Source organism: Roseospira goensis (assembly GCF_014197795.1).
GTDB lineage: Bacteria > Pseudomonadota > Alphaproteobacteria > Rhodospirillales > Rhodospirillaceae > Rhodospira > Rhodospira goensis.
The window spans coordinates 131197-147204 of sequence record NZ_JACIGI010000007.1 but is presented as its reverse complement, the minus strand read 5'-3'; the positions used below and the strand labels follow the sequence as shown (position 1 = coordinate 147204).

Annotated in this window: 17 protein-coding genes; 10 read left to right on the top strand and 7 right to left on the bottom strand. The window is 72.9% G+C overall.

Annotated features, from left to right (window positions below; translation table 11 throughout):
- Window positions 1-521 precede the first annotated feature (521 nt).
- The 5 genes from GGD88_RS06245 to modA all read left to right on the top strand — a co-directional run bounded on the left by GGD88_RS06245 (window position 522) and on the right by modA (window position 4882).
- Window positions 522-1736, top strand: a complete 1215-nt coding sequence (locus GGD88_RS06245) for an NADP-dependent isocitrate dehydrogenase (RefSeq protein WP_184432893.1) — start codon at window positions 522-524, stop codon at window positions 1734-1736.
- A gap of 334 nt (window positions 1737-2070) precedes the next feature.
- Window positions 2071-2328: a FitA-like ribbon-helix-helix domain-containing protein gene (locus GGD88_RS06240; protein WP_184432890.1), complete on the top strand. Its 258-nt coding sequence runs from the start codon at window positions 2071-2073 to the stop codon at window positions 2326-2328.
- The gene (locus tag GGD88_RS06235) at window positions 2325-2747 is read left to right on the top strand and encodes a type II toxin-antitoxin system VapC family toxin (RefSeq protein WP_184432888.1); all 423 of its coding nucleotides are present in this window, start codon (window positions 2325-2327) and stop codon (window positions 2745-2747) included. Before GGD88_RS06240 ends, GGD88_RS06235 begins: the two co-directional genes overlap by 4 nt.
- A gap of 250 nt (window positions 2748-2997) precedes the next feature.
- Window positions 2998-3954: a proline dehydrogenase family protein gene (locus GGD88_RS06230; protein ID WP_184432886.1), complete on the top strand. Its 957-nt coding sequence runs from the start codon at window positions 2998-3000 to the stop codon at window positions 3952-3954.
- Window positions 3955-4087: 133 nt separating this feature from the next.
- Entirely contained in the window at window positions 4088-4882 is a 795-nt protein-coding gene (gene modA / locus GGD88_RS06225; protein WP_184432883.1) for a molybdate ABC transporter substrate-binding protein, read from the top strand.
- Here the strand turns inward: modA and GGD88_RS06220 are convergent.
- A complete protein-coding gene (locus GGD88_RS06220; protein ID WP_221237028.1) occupies window positions 4879-5250 on the bottom strand; it encodes a hypothetical protein in 372 nt (123 codons plus the stop codon). The two genes, modA and GGD88_RS06220, sit on opposite strands and share 4 nt — an antisense overlap.
- A 56-nt stretch (window positions 5251-5306) precedes the next feature.
- Here GGD88_RS06220 and aroA point away from each other — a divergent pair, with 56 nt between their 5' ends.
- Entirely contained in the window at window positions 5307-6701 is a 1395-nt protein-coding gene (gene aroA, locus GGD88_RS06215) for a 3-phosphoshikimate 1-carboxyvinyltransferase (protein ID WP_184432878.1), read from the top strand.
- Here the strand turns inward: aroA and cobU are convergent.
- From cobU to GGD88_RS06200, 3 genes are read right to left on the bottom strand one after another with little or no spacing between them, the layout of a single operon-like run.
- Window positions 6679-7221: a bifunctional adenosylcobinamide kinase/adenosylcobinamide-phosphate guanylyltransferase gene (cobU, locus tag GGD88_RS06210; protein WP_246423596.1), complete on the bottom strand. Its 543-nt coding sequence runs from the start codon at window positions 7219-7221 to the stop codon at window positions 6679-6681. The two genes, aroA and cobU, sit on opposite strands and share 23 nt — an antisense overlap.
- Window positions 7222-7229: 8 nt before the next feature.
- Window positions 7230-7883 carry a histidine phosphatase family protein gene (locus GGD88_RS06205; RefSeq protein ID WP_184432872.1) on the bottom strand — a complete coding sequence of 218 codons (654 nt, stop codon included), beginning with the start codon at window positions 7881-7883 and terminating at the stop codon, window positions 7230-7232.
- A gap of 29 nt (window positions 7884-7912) precedes the next feature.
- Entirely contained in the window at window positions 7913-8716 is an 804-nt protein-coding gene (locus GGD88_RS06200) for an adenosylcobinamide-GDP ribazoletransferase (protein ID WP_184432870.1), read from the bottom strand.
- 84 nt (window positions 8717-8800) lie between these two features.
- On the opposite strand from GGD88_RS06200, the gene cobT reads away from it, so the two are divergent.
- The 4 genes from cobT (at window position 8801) to GGD88_RS06180 (ending at window position 13620) form a co-directional block, all read left to right on the top strand.
- Complete coding sequence (cobT, locus tag GGD88_RS06195; RefSeq protein WP_184432867.1) at window positions 8801-9856, top strand: nicotinate-nucleotide--dimethylbenzimidazole phosphoribosyltransferase; 1056 nt, start codon at window positions 8801-8803, stop codon at window positions 9854-9856.
- A complete protein-coding gene (locus tag GGD88_RS06190) occupies window positions 9853-10815 on the top strand; it encodes a DMT family transporter (protein ID WP_184432864.1) in 963 nt (320 codons plus the stop codon). The genes cobT and GGD88_RS06190 overlap by 4 nt, the downstream gene beginning before the upstream one ends.
- 611 nt (window positions 10816-11426) lie before the next feature.
- Complete coding sequence (locus GGD88_RS06185) at window positions 11427-12860, top strand: SPOR domain-containing protein (protein ID WP_343056289.1); 1434 nt, start codon at window positions 11427-11429, stop codon at window positions 12858-12860.
- A gap of 121 nt (window positions 12861-12981) precedes the next feature.
- Window positions 12982-13620 carry an ABC transporter substrate-binding protein gene (locus GGD88_RS06180; protein ID WP_184432861.1) on the top strand — a complete coding sequence of 213 codons (639 nt, stop codon included), beginning with the start codon at window positions 12982-12984 and terminating at the stop codon, window positions 13618-13620.
- Window positions 13621-13655: 35 nt separating this feature from the next.
- Here the strand turns inward: GGD88_RS06180 and mnmA are convergent, their stop codons facing one another.
- The 3 genes from mnmA to GGD88_RS06165 are packed head-to-tail and all read right to left on the bottom strand — an operon-like array spanning window position 13656 to window position 15981.
- A complete protein-coding gene (mnmA, locus tag GGD88_RS06175) occupies window positions 13656-14783 on the bottom strand; it encodes a tRNA 2-thiouridine(34) synthase MnmA (RefSeq protein ID WP_281392846.1) in 1128 nt (375 codons plus the stop codon).
- Window positions 14784-14817: 34 nt separating this feature from the next.
- Entirely contained in the window at window positions 14818-15597 is a 780-nt protein-coding gene (gene tenA / locus GGD88_RS06170) for a thiaminase II (RefSeq protein WP_184432858.1), read from the bottom strand.
- Window positions 15598-15651: 54 nt separating this feature from the next.
- Window positions 15652-15981, bottom strand: coding sequence for a ferredoxin family 2Fe-2S iron-sulfur cluster binding protein (locus tag GGD88_RS06165; protein WP_184432855.1), 330 nt, complete (start codon window positions 15979-15981; stop codon window positions 15652-15654).
- Window positions 15982-16008: the final 27 nt, after the last annotated feature.

Here is a 16008-nt window from a genome sequence, read left to right as displayed (position 1 = left end):
CCCATCGCGCCTTGAACGGCCTGACCCCGCTCGCGTACCTTCAAAACGCTCTCAAGGAGCCTTCTCCAGAGTCTCAGGCAGCCTGAACCCATACACGGCCGACTCCGGCCTTGCCTTCCCCGACCGTCTTGCTATGGTGCCGCCGTCCGTCGCCGGATCGCAGGCCCCGCCATTCGGGCCGCCGCGGTCCAGACCGTTGCGCCGGGCGACCCCGCGTCCACCGCCGCCCCCGAGGCGCGTTCAGCCGACGCCGGCCCTCGCCCGCCGCGTCCGGGTCCTCCCCCCGGACCGGTGCGCGGCCCCCGGGGGCGCACCCCCACGGACACCCGCCGCCGCGCCGGACGCGGACCGACCGGTCCGTGCCTCCGCCGGCTCCTGGTAGCACGCATCCGCCGCCCCGCCCGGCCCCCTGGGATCCACCCAGACACCCCCGGACGCTCCCGACGACCCGCCTCCGGGTCGGGACCCCGCCGGGCGCGGGGCGGCCGGCCTCGCGAGGGGACCCCCGAAAGGACACCGCCATGGACAAGATCACGGTCAAGAACCCGATCGTCGAACTCGACGGCGACGAGATGACCCGCATCATCTGGGCCTTCATCAAGGACAAGCTGATCCTGCCCTACCTCGACGTCGAGTTGCTGTACTACGACCTGAGCATCCAGAAGCGCGACGAGACCGACGACCAGATCACGGTCGACGCCGCCAACGCCATCAGGCAGCACCGCGTCGGCGTCAAGTGCGCCACCATCACCCCCGACGAGGCGCGGGTGGAGGAGTTCGGGCTCAAGACCATGTGGCGCTCGCCCAACGGCACCATCCGCAACATCCTGGGCGGCACGGTGTTCCGCGAACCCATCATCTGCAACAACGTGCCGCGCTACGTGCCGACCTGGACCCAGCCGATCGTGATCGGCCGCCACGCCTTCGGTGACCAGTACCGCGCCACCGACTTCAAGGTGCCGGGCAAGGGCAAGCTGACCGTCACCTTCCAGCCCGAGGACGGCGGCGAGGCCATCACCCACGAGGTGTTCGACTTCCCCGGGTCCGGCATCGCCATGACCATGTACAATCTGGACGAGTCGATCCGCGGCTTCGCCCGGGCCTGCATGAACTACGGCCTCAACCGCGGCTACCCGGTCTACATGTCGACCAAGAACACCATCCTCAAGGCCTATGACGGCCGCTTCAAGGACCTGTTCCAGGAGGTGTTCGACGCCGAGTTCAAGGACCGCTTCGAGGCCGCCGGCCTGACCTACGAACACCGCCTGATCGACGACATGGTCGCCTGCGCCATGAAGTGGGAGGGCGGCTACGTCTGGGCCTGCAAGAACTACGACGGCGACGTGCAGTCCGATACCGTGGCCCAGGGCTTCGGCTCGCTCGGCCTGATGACCTCGGTGCTGATGACCCCCGACGGCGACGTGGTCGAGGCCGAGGCGGCGCACGGCACGGTGACCCGCCACTTCCGCCAGCACCAGAAGGGCCAGGAGACCTCGACCAACCCGATCGCGTCGATCTTCGCCTGGACCCGCGGCCTCAAGTTCCGGGGCGAGTTCGACGGCACCCCCGAGGTGGTGCGCTTCGCCGAGACCCTGGAGCGGGTGTGCATCGAGACCGTCGAGGCCGGCTTCATGACCAAGGACCTGGCGCTGCTGATCGGCAAGGACCAGCCATACCTGACCACCACCCAGTTCCTCGACAAACTCGACGCGGGCCTGAAGGCCGCGATGGGGTGAGGCCGGCGGCGGCGCTGTCTTGCTGTGAGTGCCGGACCGTCGATGATACAGCCGATTGCGACAAACCGGACTCGCGACGCGATTTCGGTTTGTCGCAATAGAGCAGATCGCGCCAGAATAGAATCGCGCCGCGGTCCGATTTTGGCGCGTAAATCTGCTCTAAAATCAATAATATAGAGCAGATTCACGTTCGAAATCGGACCGCATCTGCGGGCCTGATTTCGAACAGTCTACCCTAAACGGCGGCGACCCATACATTTCGCGCAGATTGCCGCATGATGGCAACCTTGCTATCATGATGGCATCGCGATCATTGGGCTGGAGACGCCATCACATGCCCGCGGTGACCATTCGCAACCTGTCCGCAGAAGCCCACCGCGCCCTCAAGGTCCGCGCCGCGCAGCACGGCCGCAGCGCCGAAGCCGAAATGCGCGCCATCCTGGAGGCGGCGGTTCGCCCCGCCGAGCGCCTTCGCCTCGGGTCCGCCCTGTCCGCCCTGAGCCGGACCGCTGGCCTGACCAACGCCGATCTCGAAACGCTGGACCGAAGCCGCGATAGAACGCCGGCCGTGCCCTTGAGCCTTGTTCAATGATTGTCCTTGACACGAACGTCGTCTCCGAGGCGATGAAGCCCGCACCGGCCCCCGCGGTCCGCGACTGGCTAGACGCCCAGGCGGCCGAAACGCTGTTTCTCACCAGCGTAACCCTTGCGGAGCTGCTGTTCGGCATTGGTGCCCTGCCCGATGGGCGCCGCAAGCAGACCCTCGCCAAGGTGTTCGACGGGCTGCTCAGGCTGTTCGAGAGCCGAATTCTTCCCTTCGATACGCCGGCCGCCCGTCACTATGCCGATCGTGCGGTTGCGGCCCGTACCGCGGGCAAGGGATTTCCAACGCCCGACGGCTACATTGCGGCCATCGCGGCCGCCCATGGCTTCGCGGTCGCCACGCGCGACTCCAGCGCGTTCGCGGCGGCCGGCATTCCGACCATCGACCCGTGGACCGACGGACCGTAGGCGCACGGTCAAGGCCACGCGAAACACCGGGTCGTCCACCCCACCGTGGTGAAGCCGAGTCACCCGGGTTCGCGGGTCGTCCGAGCGATGCTGGCGCCGCGGGGTGTGCTGTCGGTGTCATGGGCGCCGGCCGGCCGACGGAGAGGCCCGTCCTTTCGTCGGCCGGTATGACTTCCGTCTCGCCGTTGCACACGGCAAGATGGGCGCGCCGCGTCGTTTCCTTCCTGCCTTCAGCGACAGGACCCACCCCATGTTCGCCCGCCTGTGGCAATCGTCGATGATCGCGCTGGCCCGCTCGGGCCGCGTCACCCGCGTCATGCAGGGGTCGCGCGCCACCGCCGGCCTGCGCGACCGCTACATCGCCGCCGGTGACCACACCGCGGGCGTGGCCCGGGCGGCGGCCCTTTGGCGGGCGCACGGGCTGCGCGCCTCGCTGTTCTACCTGGGCGAGTACGTCGACGATCCGGCCCTGGTCGACGAGAACGTCGCCGCCAAGCGTGCCGTCGTCCGCGCCCTGGGCGCGACGGACCTGGACGTCCATGTCTCGGTCGACATGACCCAGGTCGGCCACCTGCTGGACCCGGACCTCGCGCGCCGGCACCTCGACACCCTCGCCGCCGACATCCGCGCCGCCGCCGACGCCCGGCCGGGCGTCCATGCCCTGATGCTGGACATGGAAGACGTCTCGGTGGTCGACGCCACCATCGCGTTGCACGACGGGCTCGCCGACCGCGGGCTGCCGGTGGCGCTGACCCTGCAGGCCTACCTCAAGCGCACCGCCGCTGATCTGGCGGCGCAGATAAGGCGCGGCGCCCGGGTGCGGCTCGTCAAGGGGGCCTTTGTTGGCGCCCCATCCTATGCCTACACTCGCCGCGCCGACGTGAAGGCGAACAGCCGCCGCCTGATCGACGCCATGTTCGGCCCGGAGGCCCGGGACCGCGGCTTCTACCCCATCGTCGCCACCCACGACGACCGGCTGATCGCGCATGCCCGCGAGCGCGCCCGGGCCGACGGCTGGGTGCCCGGCACCTACGAGTTCGAGATGCTGCTGGGGGTGCGCGAACCGCTGGCCCGGGCGCTGGCGGCCGAGGGCGAGCGGGTGCGCCTCTATGTTCCCTTCGGCCGCGACTGGTGGCCCTACAGCGTGCGCCGCATCGGCGAGACGCCGGCCAACGCGCTGCTGCTGGCGCGCTCGCTGGTGGGGTAGCGCGGGCTCCCACGCGGGAGCGTGGGAACGCGAAAGACAGGACTCTGGCGCCCCTGCTCCTGCGTGGGCGCCATGCCGCCGCCATCGTCTCGTCGGAGGCTGAGGGCGCCTGAAGCCACCGGAGCCCGCCACCATGCCCGCCCTGCCGCTGTCCCGTCGCCACCTGCTCGCCGCGCTGTCCGCCATCCTGACCACGGGCGTGGCCCTGCCCCGCATCACCCACGCGCAGACAGCGTTCGCGGTCTACGCCGACCCATCGCTGCGGGTCGCCCTGGAGACCATCGTGCCTGTCTTCCGGCAGCGCGAGCGCCATCCTCTGATGCTGGCCTTTGGCGACGTGTCGGGCGCCACAGGCGTGACCGGCGCGATCGTCCACGACGTCCTGATCGTTGCCGGCGCCGCCAACATGGCGCCGCTGGTGGACGCGGGCCAGGTCGAGCCGCCCACCGACCTGCTCGCCAACCGGCTGGCGCTGGTGGCGGCCCCGGGTGCGCCGGCGCCGGCCGCGCTGACCCGGGGCATGGACCTGACGCGGTGGGTCGACCGGCGCCGGCCGCTGGCGATCGTCGACCCAACGCGCAACGCGATCGGGCGGGACGCGCTGGACGCGCTGCGCTTCATCGGCTGGGACGAGGGGGTGTCGCGCCGGGTGCTGACCACGCCGACCGTGGCCGCGGCGCGTGACGCGGTGGCCCGCGGCGACGCCGCGCTGGGGGTGGTGTTCGCCAACACGGCGGCACGCGATGCGGAGGTGCGGATGGTGGGCGCCTTCCCGCCCGACGCTCACGCCCCGATCGTCTATCAGGTCGCGGTCAAGGCCGGCACCCCGGCGGATGCCCCGGCGCGCGCTTTCGTCCACGCCCTGTACGGCGAGACCGCGCGGGCCGCCTTCCTGGCCGATGGGCTCAAACCGCGCGTTGCGCGCTAACCATCGGCGACTGAACCCGACGGCTCCGGCGGCCGTTCGCCGTCCGCCACCGCGATCCCCAGCAGGGTGAGCGCATAGGCCAGCGGGGTCGCATCGTCCAGCACCGGCGGCGGCGCCAGCGCGTGGTCCTCAAGCTGCACCCACCCGGCCTCGCAGAACGCGGCGACCGCCCGGCGCAACCAGCCGGGCCGGGGTTCGGGCGGGCCGTGCTCGGCGATCACCTCGGCGAGGTCGCGAAAGTGCGGGCCGGGCAGGCGGTCCTCGGCGCGCAGGGTGGCGAGCAGGGCGGCGCGGTAGGCCGCGAAGGCATCGGCATCGGTCATGGCCCCCAGGGTAGCCCGGCGCGCCCCGCCCATCCAGCTTGCCACGCCGCATGCGGCCGGCCACACTCCCGGCGCACCGACACCACAGGGGGCAGGAGACGATGGCGACGACCGAAACGACCGGGGTGGACGCGGCGACGGCGGAGGCCGAAGGCTCGGGCCTGTCGCCCTGGTCGGCGCTGGTCGGGGTGCCCGCCGTCGACGTCGCCCGGCACCCGGCACCGATCACGGCCGAGATCGCCCTGCCCGGCTCCAAGAGCTACTCCAACCGCGCCCTGCTGTGTGCCGCCATGGCCGAGGGCCGGTCCACCCTGCGCGGTCTGCTGCGCTCCGATGACAGCTATTGGTGCATCGACAGCCTGCGCCGCCTGGGCGCCCGGGTCGCCGTCGACGGCACCACGGTGGAGATCGACGGCCTGGGCCGGCGCCGTCCCCGGCCCGAGGCGCGGCTGTACATCGGCTCGGCCGGCACCACGGCGCGCTTCCTGCCCGGCCTGCTGGCCGCCGGCGGGCCGGGCCGGTTCACCATCGACGCCAGCCGACAGATGCGCGGCCGCCCGATGGCGGCGCTGCTGGCGGCGCTGCGCGCCCTGGGCGCCGACATCACCTGCCCGGAGACCCCGGAGGCGCCGCCACTGGAGATCGTCGCCCCCTCGCTGCTGGGCGGACCGGTCACCCTGTCCGGCGCCCTGTCCAGCCAGTTCATCAGCGGTGTGCTGCTGGCCGGGCCGCTGGCGCTCAACGGCGTGCATGTGCTGATCGCGGACCACGTGGTGCAGAAGGACTACGTGGCCATGACCCTCGACATGATGGAGACCTTCGGCGCGGTCCTGGAGGCCGACCCGGACCTGATGGACATGCGGGTGGAGCCGGGCGGCTACCGGCCGGCGGACGTGGGGCTGGAGGCCGACGCCTCGACCGCCACGTATTTCTTCGCCCTGGCGGCGGTCACCGGCGGCCGGGTCACGGTGACCAACGTGGGCACGGCCACGCGTCAACCCGACCTGCGCTTCATCGACGTGCTGGAGCGCATGGGCTGCGCGGTCGCGCGCGAGCCCCAGGCCGTGACCGTGACCGGCCCGGCCGGCGGGCGCCTGACCGGCGGCTTCGACGTGGACATGCAGCCGCTGTCGGACGCCACCCTGACCCTGGCGGCGATCGCCCCCTTCGCCGACGCCCCGGTGGCGATCCATGGCGTCGAACACATCCGCAAACACGAAAGCGACCGCATCGCGGTCATCTGCGCCGCCCTGGCATCCCTGGGGATCGGCGTGGAGGAGCGCCCCGACGGCCTCACGGTGCACCCCGGCCGCCCGACCCACGGCGACCTCGCGACCCACGACGACCACCGCGTCGCCATGGCGCTGGCGGTGCTGGGGGTGGCGGCGGAGGGGGTCAGGCTGCGCGACCCCGGCTGCGTGTCCAAGACATGTCCGCCGTTCTTCGACCTGCTGGCCGGGCTCGGGGTCGGGGTCAGCCGGGTCCCGGCTCCTTGAGCGTCAGCGGCAGCCCGGCGGCGATGAACAGCACCCGCGCGCAGGCCGCGGCCATGCGCTGGTTCAACAGCCCGGCCTCGTCGCGGAAGCGCCGGCCCAGCGGCGTGTCCGGCACCAGCCCCAGCCCGACCTCGTTGGCCACCAGCACCACGGGCGCCGTCCGCGCCGCCAGGGCGCGTTCCAGCCGCCCGGTCTGGCGCTCGATGTCGAGACCGTCGAGCAGCAGGTTGGTGAGCCACAACGTCAGGCAGTCGACCAGCACCGGCACCCCGGCCTCGGCGTCCAGCGCCTCCGGCAGCGCCACCGGACATTCGACCGTGCGCCAGGCGTCGCCGCGCCGCGCCCGGTGGCGGCGCAGGCGGTCATCCATCTCGGCGTCGTCGCCCCAGGGCCGGAAGGTCGCCAGGTAGACCGGCGTCGCGCCCGCGGCCCGCGCGGCCTCCCGCACCAGGGTCTCGGCGTGGCGGCTCTTGCCGGAGCGGGCGCCGCCCAGGATCAGGGTGCGCATCGGGCTGCTCATGGCGCCGCTCATGGCGTCATCAGGGTGTTGACGCAGCCGACCCGCCAGCCGGCGCAGGGGCTGCCGTCGAGCCGGTCCAGCCGGGTCAGCGACAGCGGTTCGACGGCGAAGCGCAGGGCGTGCGCCGGGTCCAGGTCGAGCGCCACCGCCAGCGCCGCCCGCACGGTGCCGGCGTGGACCACGGCGACGATGTCGCGCCCGGCATGGGCCGCGCTCAGGCGCTCCAGGGCGGCGCCGACCCGTGCGGTGACGGCGGCGAAGCTCTCGCCCTCGGGCGGGGCGCGGTGGGCCGGGTCGGTCCAGAACGCCGCCAACTCCGGATCGGGCGGATCGACGCTCGCCAGGCCGCCCCAGGTCAGCCCCTCCCAGGCGCCGAAATGCTGCTCCTGGAGATCGGGCTCCTCGACCGCGCGCGGCAGCCGCAACCCGGCCGCGGCCAGCGCGCGCGCCGTCTGGCCGGTGCGCCGCAGGGGCGTGGTCAGCAGCACGGCATGGGGCGGCAGCAGGCGGGCCAGCGCCTCCAGGTCCTCGACGTCGCCGCAGTGGGCATCCGGATCCGAGCGGCCAATGATGCGGCCTTCGGGATCGGGCACCGGGGCATGGCGCAGCAGCCACCAGCGCGTCAGCGCCGGGTCGGTGACCGGATCGGGTGTCGGTGTCATGGCGGTCGGTCCCCCCTTGTGTCCCCCGGTCAGGCCCAGACGGCGGCCAGCAGCGCCAGGGCCGTGCATTCCACGATCAGGATGGCGGCGCCGATGACGTCGCCGGTGTAGCCGCCCAGGCGCCGCCGCGCCAGCCCGGCCAGCCAGACCAGCGGCCCCAGCGCGGCCAGCAGCCCGAGCAGCGTCGCCGCGCCCTGGTCGCGCCCGGCGCCCAGCAGCAGGCCCCCCAGCAGCGGCAGCGCCAGCGCCACCGCCACCCCCGCGCCGTCGGGCCGGCCCGCGCCGGCCCCCACGCCGTCGCCGCGCGCCGGGTCGCACAGCCGGGTGAACAGCGGCCCGGCGCCGCGCCCCAGCGCCGCCGCCAGCACCCAGGCCGGCAGCGCGCCCGCCCACCATGGCCCGGCCGCCTGGAGGAGCTGGGTCAGCGCCGCCACCCGGATCCCCAGCGTCATCACCACCGCCACCACCCCATAGGTGCCGATGCGGGAATCGCGCAGGATCTCCAGCGAGCGGGCGCGGTCGCGGCCGCTGCCGATGCCGTCGGCGGTATCGCCGACACCGTCCTCGTGCAGGCAGCCGGTGAACAGGGTCGCCGCCCCCACCGCCAGCGCGGCCGCCAGCAGCGGCGCCGCCCCGGCCGCCAGCGCCGCCCCGGCCACCGCCCCGCAGGCCAGCCCCAGCAGCACACCGGCCAGCGGAAACGCCCAGGCGGCGCTCATGAGCGGGTGCGACCAGTCGGCCCGGACCCAGGGCAGGCGGGTCAGGAACACGATCGCCAGGTGGACCTCGTTCAGGCGCCGGGACAGGACGGGCGGCAGCGGCGACGACGCCATGGGGTGATTTCTCCGTCGCGTTCGGGTAAGGCAAGGGGCTCTCCTACCCCATCCCTCCCCCCCGACACCAGGACCAAGCCGACCATGCCGACCGCGCCGCTGCCCCCCGTCGCCTCCCTCGAAGCCGTCCGCACCCTGGCGCACGATCTTCCCGGACCGGACACCGCGGCGCACGCGGCGGCGGTCGCGCGCGAGCCGACGCTGACCAAGCCGGCCGGCTCGCTCGGCCGCCTGGAGCCTGTCGCGGCGTGGCTGGCGGCCTGGCAGGGGCGCCATCCGGCGCGCGTGGAGCGGGTGCGCTGCGTCGTCTTCGCCGGCAACCACGGCGTCGCCGGACGCGGCGTCTCCGCCTTCCCGCCCGAGGTCACGGTGCAGATGGTGGCCAACTTCGAGGCCGGCGGCGCCGCCATCAACCAGCTCTGCCGCGCCCACGGCGCCGACCTCCAGGTGGTCCCGCTGGCGCTGGATCGCCCCACGGTGCCCTTCGACACCGATGCCGCCATGACCGAGGCCGAGGTGGTGGCGGCCCTGAACGCCGGCCTGACCCTGGACCTGTCGGACACCGACCTGCTGATCGTCGGCGAGATGGGGATCGGCAACACGACCGCCGCCGCCGCCCTGGCCCTGGCCCTGTTCGGTGGCACCGCCGGTGACTGGGTGGGGCGCGGCACCGGCCTGGACGACGCCGGTCTGGCCCGCAAGCGGTCCGTCGTCGAGGCCGCGCACCGGCACCACGGGTTCACCCTGTCCGACCCGCTGGAGGCCCTGCGCCGGGTCGGCGGGCGCGAACTGGCGGCGATGGCCGGGGGCGTGCTGGCGGCGCGCCATGCCCGTGTGCCGGTGCTGCTGGACGGCTTCATCTGTTGCGCCAGCGCGGCGGTCTGGCAGGCGATGACCCCGGGCGGCCTGGATCACGCCCTGGCCGGGCATGTCTCGCAGGAGCCCGGTCACCGGCGCCTGCTGGCGGCGATGCACAAGGATCCGCTGCTCGACCTGGGCATGCGCCTGGGCGAGGGCAGCGGGGCGGCGGTGGCGCTCGGGGTGGTGCGCGATGCGGCGGCCTGCCATGCCGGCATGGCGACCTTCGCCGACGCCGGCGTGAGCGGCGCCGGAGACGGGACCCGGGACGCGGCGTCATGACGCCGGGGCGGACCACGGGGCGGACCACGGGGCGGACCACGGGGCGGTCGCGCTGGGGGCCGCTGGCCCGCCTCGGGGACTGGCCCTACCTGCTGCTGTTCCTGACCATCTCGTTCTGGTCCGGCAACGCCATCGTCGGCCGCGCCGTCAGCGGCCACGTGCCGCCGGTGGGGCTGGCGTTCTGGCGCTGGACCCTGGCGGGGCTGATCGTGCTGGCCTTCGCCTGGCCCCGGGTGCGGGCGGAATGGCCGGTCATCCGCCGGCACTGGCGCATCGTGCTGCTGCTGTCGGGCCTGGGCATCGCGGTCTTCAACACCTTCCTGTACATCGGCCTTCAGGACACGCAGGCCATCAATGCCCTGCTGATCCAGACCGCGATGCCGGTGCTGATCATCCTGTGGGGCTTCGCCGTCTTCCGCGAACGCGCGACGGGCTGGCAGGTGCTGGGCCTGGTGGTGTCGCTGGCCGGGGCCGCCGCCGTCATCAGCCGCGGCGATCCCGGGGTGCTGCTGGGGCTGGAGTGGAACATCGGCGACGTCTGGGTGCTCGGCGCCGTGGCCTGCTACGCCGGCTACACGGCGCTGCTGCGGCTGCGCCCGGCGATCTCGGCGTCGGTGTTCCTGGCGGTCAGCTTCCTGACCGGGGCGGCCATGCTCTTCCCGGTCTACCTGTGGGAACTGCTGGGCCAGGGCCGCACCATGCCGCTGGACCTGGAGGCGCTGGCCGCGATCGCCTACGTGTCCGTGTTCCCCTCGATTCTCGCCTATGCCTGCTTCAATCGCGGGGTCGCAATGGTGGGCGCCACCGTGGCCGGGCAGTTCATGTACCTGCTGCCGCTGGTGGGCGGGCTGCTGTCGGTGGTGTTCCTGGGCGAGCGCCTGCTGTGGGCGCATGGACTCGGTCTGGTGCTGATCGTCTCCGGGCTGTGGCTGGCGGCGCGCGGTCAGCCACGGCGATGAACCGCCGGCCCGGCCCGGAGTCGTGGCCCTGATCTCGAAAATTCGAACCCCTTACGTGTCGTTGGCGACGCGAACCAACCTACGGCGGTCGGGCGCCCCGGCACCGCAGGCCGCGCGGATATCGCAGCCGTTCAGAACCGCGACCCACGTCGCCTTGCGCACCAGCGGATTGGAACCGTCGCCGCCGGCGGTGCAGGCCGCCAGCCCAAGGGCGCCCACACCCAAGACAAGGCCAAAACACCGGCGCCGCCCGGCCCTGGTCACGACATCTTGGGGCCGCCGTCGCAGACCCGCCCAGGAGTCGCGGATACCGACAATGCGAGACATCGGCCCTGTCCCAGGCACCGCCATTTGGGTCGCCACGCTATACGATTCCTTGTGTAAAACGAAACGCCTATGGACAAGCACTCACCGATTTTCTATGCTGTGCAGAGTTTCATATTGAATCCGCTCTAATTTTCCGACCGCGTTTGTCGGGCGGAGGGAGCGGCCGGAGCCGTGGCGCCGCGACAGTCACCCTGGTCACGCTGGGGGGCCTTGGGGAAACCCTGGGAGAGCCCTGGGAAGAGCACCGGGGGTCGTCGCGGCCTTGATCGACAGGAGAGGCTTTCGTGTCCACGCCGCCGCCCCGCGCCCGCCTGGCGCCGCCTCGCCGCCTGGCCCGGCTCACTGCCGCCGTGGCCGTGCTTGTCGGTCTCACCGTCATGATGCCTGGCGAGGCCCTGGCGCGCTACGCCTCGATCGTGGTCGACGCCGCCTCGGGCCGGATTCTGCACGCCCGCGACGTCGACAACCGGCTGTATCCGGCGTCGATGACCAAGATGATGACGCTGTACCTGCTGTTCGAGGCCATCGACACGGGGCGGTTGTCGATGGAGTCGCGCCTGCACGTGTCGACGCGGGCGGCCGGGCAGCCGCCGTCCAAGCTCGGGCTGCGCGCCGGCTCCACGATCGCGGTCAAGGACGCCATCCGGGCCCTGGTCACCAAGTCGGCCAACGACGTCGCCACCGTGGTCGCGGAGGCGCTGGGCTCCACCGAGGTCAATTTCGCCCGCCTGATGACCCAGAAGGCGCGCGATCTGGGCATGCGCCGGACCAGTTTCCGCAACGCTTCGGGCCTGCCCAACAGCGGCCAGAAGAGCACCGCGCGGGACATGGCCGTGCTGGCGATGTCGCTGATGCAGCACTTCCCGCACCACTACCACTTCTTCTCGACCACGGCCTTCCGCTACAACGGCCGCACCTACGGCACCCACAACAACCTGATGAAGCGGTATCCCGGCGCCGACGGTCTCAAGACCGGCTACATCCGCGCCTCCGGCTTCAACGTCGCCTTCTCGGCCACCCGCGCCGGACGCCGCCTGGTCGCGGTGGTGTTCGGCGGCCGCAGCGCGCGCAGCCGCGACGATCACATGGCGGAGTTGATGGACAAGGGCTTCCGCCTGGTCACCCAGGCCAGCTACAGCCCCTATGCCACCGGCCAGCGGGTGCGCGTCGTCGCCCGCCCGGACCTGCCGTCCGGCGTCACCCCGCTGCCGCCGGCGCTGCCCCCGGGCAAGATGGGCGAGACCCGGGTGGCGGGCCTGAGCACCGTGATCCCGCGTGTCATCTCCTCGCTGCTCGACCAGCCCAAGCCGGCCGCCAGCGCCCATGTCACGCCAGTCCCGCCGGCGGCGCCGGGCGGTGCGGGCGCGGCCGGGGGGACGGAAACCGTCCAGGGGTCGGCCCGCGGCGCGACCACGACGGCGGCGCTCGACACCGGCCCCGACCAGGGCGGAACCTGGGGCGTGCAGGTGGGGGCCTTCAGTTCCCTCAACGCCGCCGAGCGGGCGGCCCACGACGCCGCGCGCCTGCTGCGCGACGGCCCCGCCCCGATCCGGGTGCGCGTGATCCCGCACACGGTCGCGGACGGCAAGCTGTACCGGGCCCGCCTGCTCGGCATGGGGACGGAGAGCCAGGCCCGCGCCGCCTGCCGCGACCTGCGGGCGCGCGAGCGGTCGTGCCTGGTGGTGGTGCCGACCGGCTGGACGGTGGCGGCCCGCTGAGACCGCCCCCGGATCGCTTTCAAAACGGCATCGCGATCGCACGACGGCGCCGCATTTCCGCCATCGCCGGCCCTCAGGGTGCGCGGTCAGTCTCCGCCCCGCGCGCCCAGGAGCCCGCCGCATGACCCGCCGCCTGCCCCGCCGCTCCCTCCTTCTGGCCGCCGCCGCGTGGCCGCTGCTGGCCGCTCACCCGCGCCCCGGTCATGCCGCCGCCCCACCCCCGGATGCCGCCACGGCCCTGATCGGGACCTACCAAGCGGCCCTGCTGGACGTCATGCGGCGCGCCGAGAACCTGGGTCCAGGCGGCCGCGCCGAGGCCCTGGACGGCCCGGTGCGCGCCACCTTCGCCTTCGACCGCATGGCCCGCGCGGCCGCCGGCAAGGCCTGGCGCGCGGCCGACGCGGCGACCCGGGCCGCCATGGTGGAGTCCTTCGCGTCCTACTCCGTGGCCGTGCACGCCGACCGCTTCGACGGCTTCAGCGGCGAGTCCTTTGCCATCGACGGCACCGCGCCCGGCCCCGCCGGCACCACCCTGGTCAACACCCGCATCGTCCGCCCCGCGGACGACGACGTGCCGATCACCTACGTGGTCGCCGACACGGCCGACGGCGCGCGCGTCGTCGACGTGCTGCTGGAGGGCTCGATCAGCGAGGTGGCCCTGCGCCGGTCGGAATGGGCGTCGATCGGCGCGCGCGACGGACTGCCGGGCCTGATCGCGGCCCTCGACCGCCAGGCCGAAACGCTGCTGGCGAAGGGATAGGTGAGGACCGCTCGGGCCGCCCGGTTCTCGCGCGGTCAGGCCGCGCGGTGTCCGTCGCGCTCGATCCAGCCGCCACCCAGCACCCGCGCATCATCGTAGAACACACACGCCTGACCGGGCGAGATGCCGCGCGCCGGGTCGTCCAGGGTGACGGCGGCGCGGTCGTCGGCGAGCGGCGCCACCGTCGCCGGCACCGGATCGAAGGTGTTGCGGATCTTCACCCGCACCCGCACGCCCTCGGCCGGCATGGCCGCCCCGGCGCCCAGCCAGTTGACCGCGCGGATCGTGAACACGGTCCGGCCCAGCGCCGCCTTGGGGCCGACCACGACGCGGTGGCGCACCGGGTCCAGCCGCAGCACGTACATCGGTTCGGCGGTGCCGCCGATCGCCAGCCCGCGGCGCTGCCCAACGGTGTAGTGGATGATGCCGGCGTGGCGGCCCAGCACCCGGCCCTCGGTGTCCACGATATCGCCGGGCTCCAGCGCGCCGGGGCGCAGCCGCTCCACCACCCGCGCATAGTCGCCGCCGGGCACGAAACAGATATCCTGACTCTCGGCCTTGTCGGCCACCGCCAGGCCGTAGCGCGCCGCCAGCGCCCGGGTGCGGGCCTTGTCCAGCCCGCCCAGGGGGAAACGCAGCCGGTCGAGCTGATCGCGCGTGGTGGCGAACAGGAAATAGCTCTGGTCCTTGCCGGCCTCGGCGCCGCGCCACAGCTCGGCGCCGTCCGGCCCCACGCGGCGGCGCACGTAGTGTCCGGTGGCGAGGACATCCGCGCCCAGGTCGCGCGCCGCCCCCAGCAGGTCGCGAAACTTGACCGTCTGGTTGCAGAGCACGCAGGGCACCGGGGTCTCGCCGCGCACGTAGCTGTCGGCGAAGCGGTCCATGACGTCGCGGCGGAACGCCCCCTCGTAGTCGAGGACGTAGTGCGGCACGCCGAGTCGGTCGGCCACCCGGCGGGCGTCGTGGATGTCCTGGCCGGCACAGCAGGTGCGACCGCCGGGAGTCGCCTGGCCGTGATCGGTGAGCTGCATGGTCAGGCCGACCACCTCCCAGCCGGCGTCGGCCAGCACGCCGGCGGTCACCGAGCTGTCGACTCCGCCCGACATGGCGACGACGGCGCGCCGCCCCCGCCCCGGTTCCACGTCGGCCCCGAGGTCGTCCAGGACGGGACGCGCCACCGTCGCGCCCAGGGCCGGCTCAGTCCGCAAGCGTCAACCCCATCTGCCAGAAGTCGGCCTCCAGGCGCGTCGCCTGGCGGAAGGTGTCGACCAGCCCGGGCATGCGGCCGGGGCCGCCGCGCTCGACCATCAGGCGGTCCATGGTCTCGACCGCGTCACGCGCCACCTGACGGTAGCCCGCGCCGCCATACTCGCGGATCCAGGCGCCGTAGGGATGATCGTCGTCGATACCGTCGATCAGGCGGGCGCCGATCTCGGCGTAGCCGATGATGCAGGGCGACAGCGCCACCACCAGGTCGAGCAGGTCGCCGGCGAGGCCACGCTCCAGCACGTAGCGGGTATAGGCCATGGTGGCCTTGGATTCGGGCAGTCGCTCCAGGTCCTCGGGCGAGAGGCCCCAGGACTGACAGTAGCGCACGTGCAGGCCCATCTCGTCGAGGATGGCCGCCATGCCGGCGCCCATGCGGCGCATGTCCTCCAGCGATTCGCTCTTGAACACGCCCAGGGCATAGGCACGCGCGAAATGGATCAGGAACAGGTAGTCCTGGCCCATGTAGTGCCGAAAGCACTCCTGGCGCAGGGAACCGTCGGCCATCCGGCGCACGAACGGATGGTCGAGATAGGCGTGCCACTCCGGCCAGCAGGCGTGACGCAGGCGCGCGAACAGGCTGTCGGCCGCCGCCAGGCCGGGCACGGCCTCGGGCGTCTCCGGGGGGGCATCCGTGTGAGCGTCCGTGTAGGCGTCCGGGCGCTCGCCGGCGGCTGTGGCGGTGGCGATGTCCTCGGAATCCTCGGGCATGACGGGGCTCTCTCAGGGTGTGATCTGTCGGGGGCGCGGGACGGCGGGCCGGGCTCACAACATGGCGTTGCGGGTCTCGGCCGGCAGCCGCACGACGAGGCCGTCGAGGTCGTCGCTCATGATGATCTGACAGCCCAGGCGCGAGGTGCGCTCCAGGCCGAACGCCAGGTCCAGCATGTCCTCCTCGTCCTCGGTCGGTTCGGACAGCTTCTCGAACCAGGCCGGATCGACGATCACATGGCAGGTGGAACAGGCGAGCGAGCCCTCGCAGGCGCCCTCCAGGTCGATGTTGTTGCGATGGGCCGCTTCCATCACGGACAGACCGGCCGGCACCTCCACCTCGTGGCGGGTGTCGTCCCGGTCGATGAACACAAGCTTCGGCATGGGGCGGCGATCTCCTGTCAGCGGCGG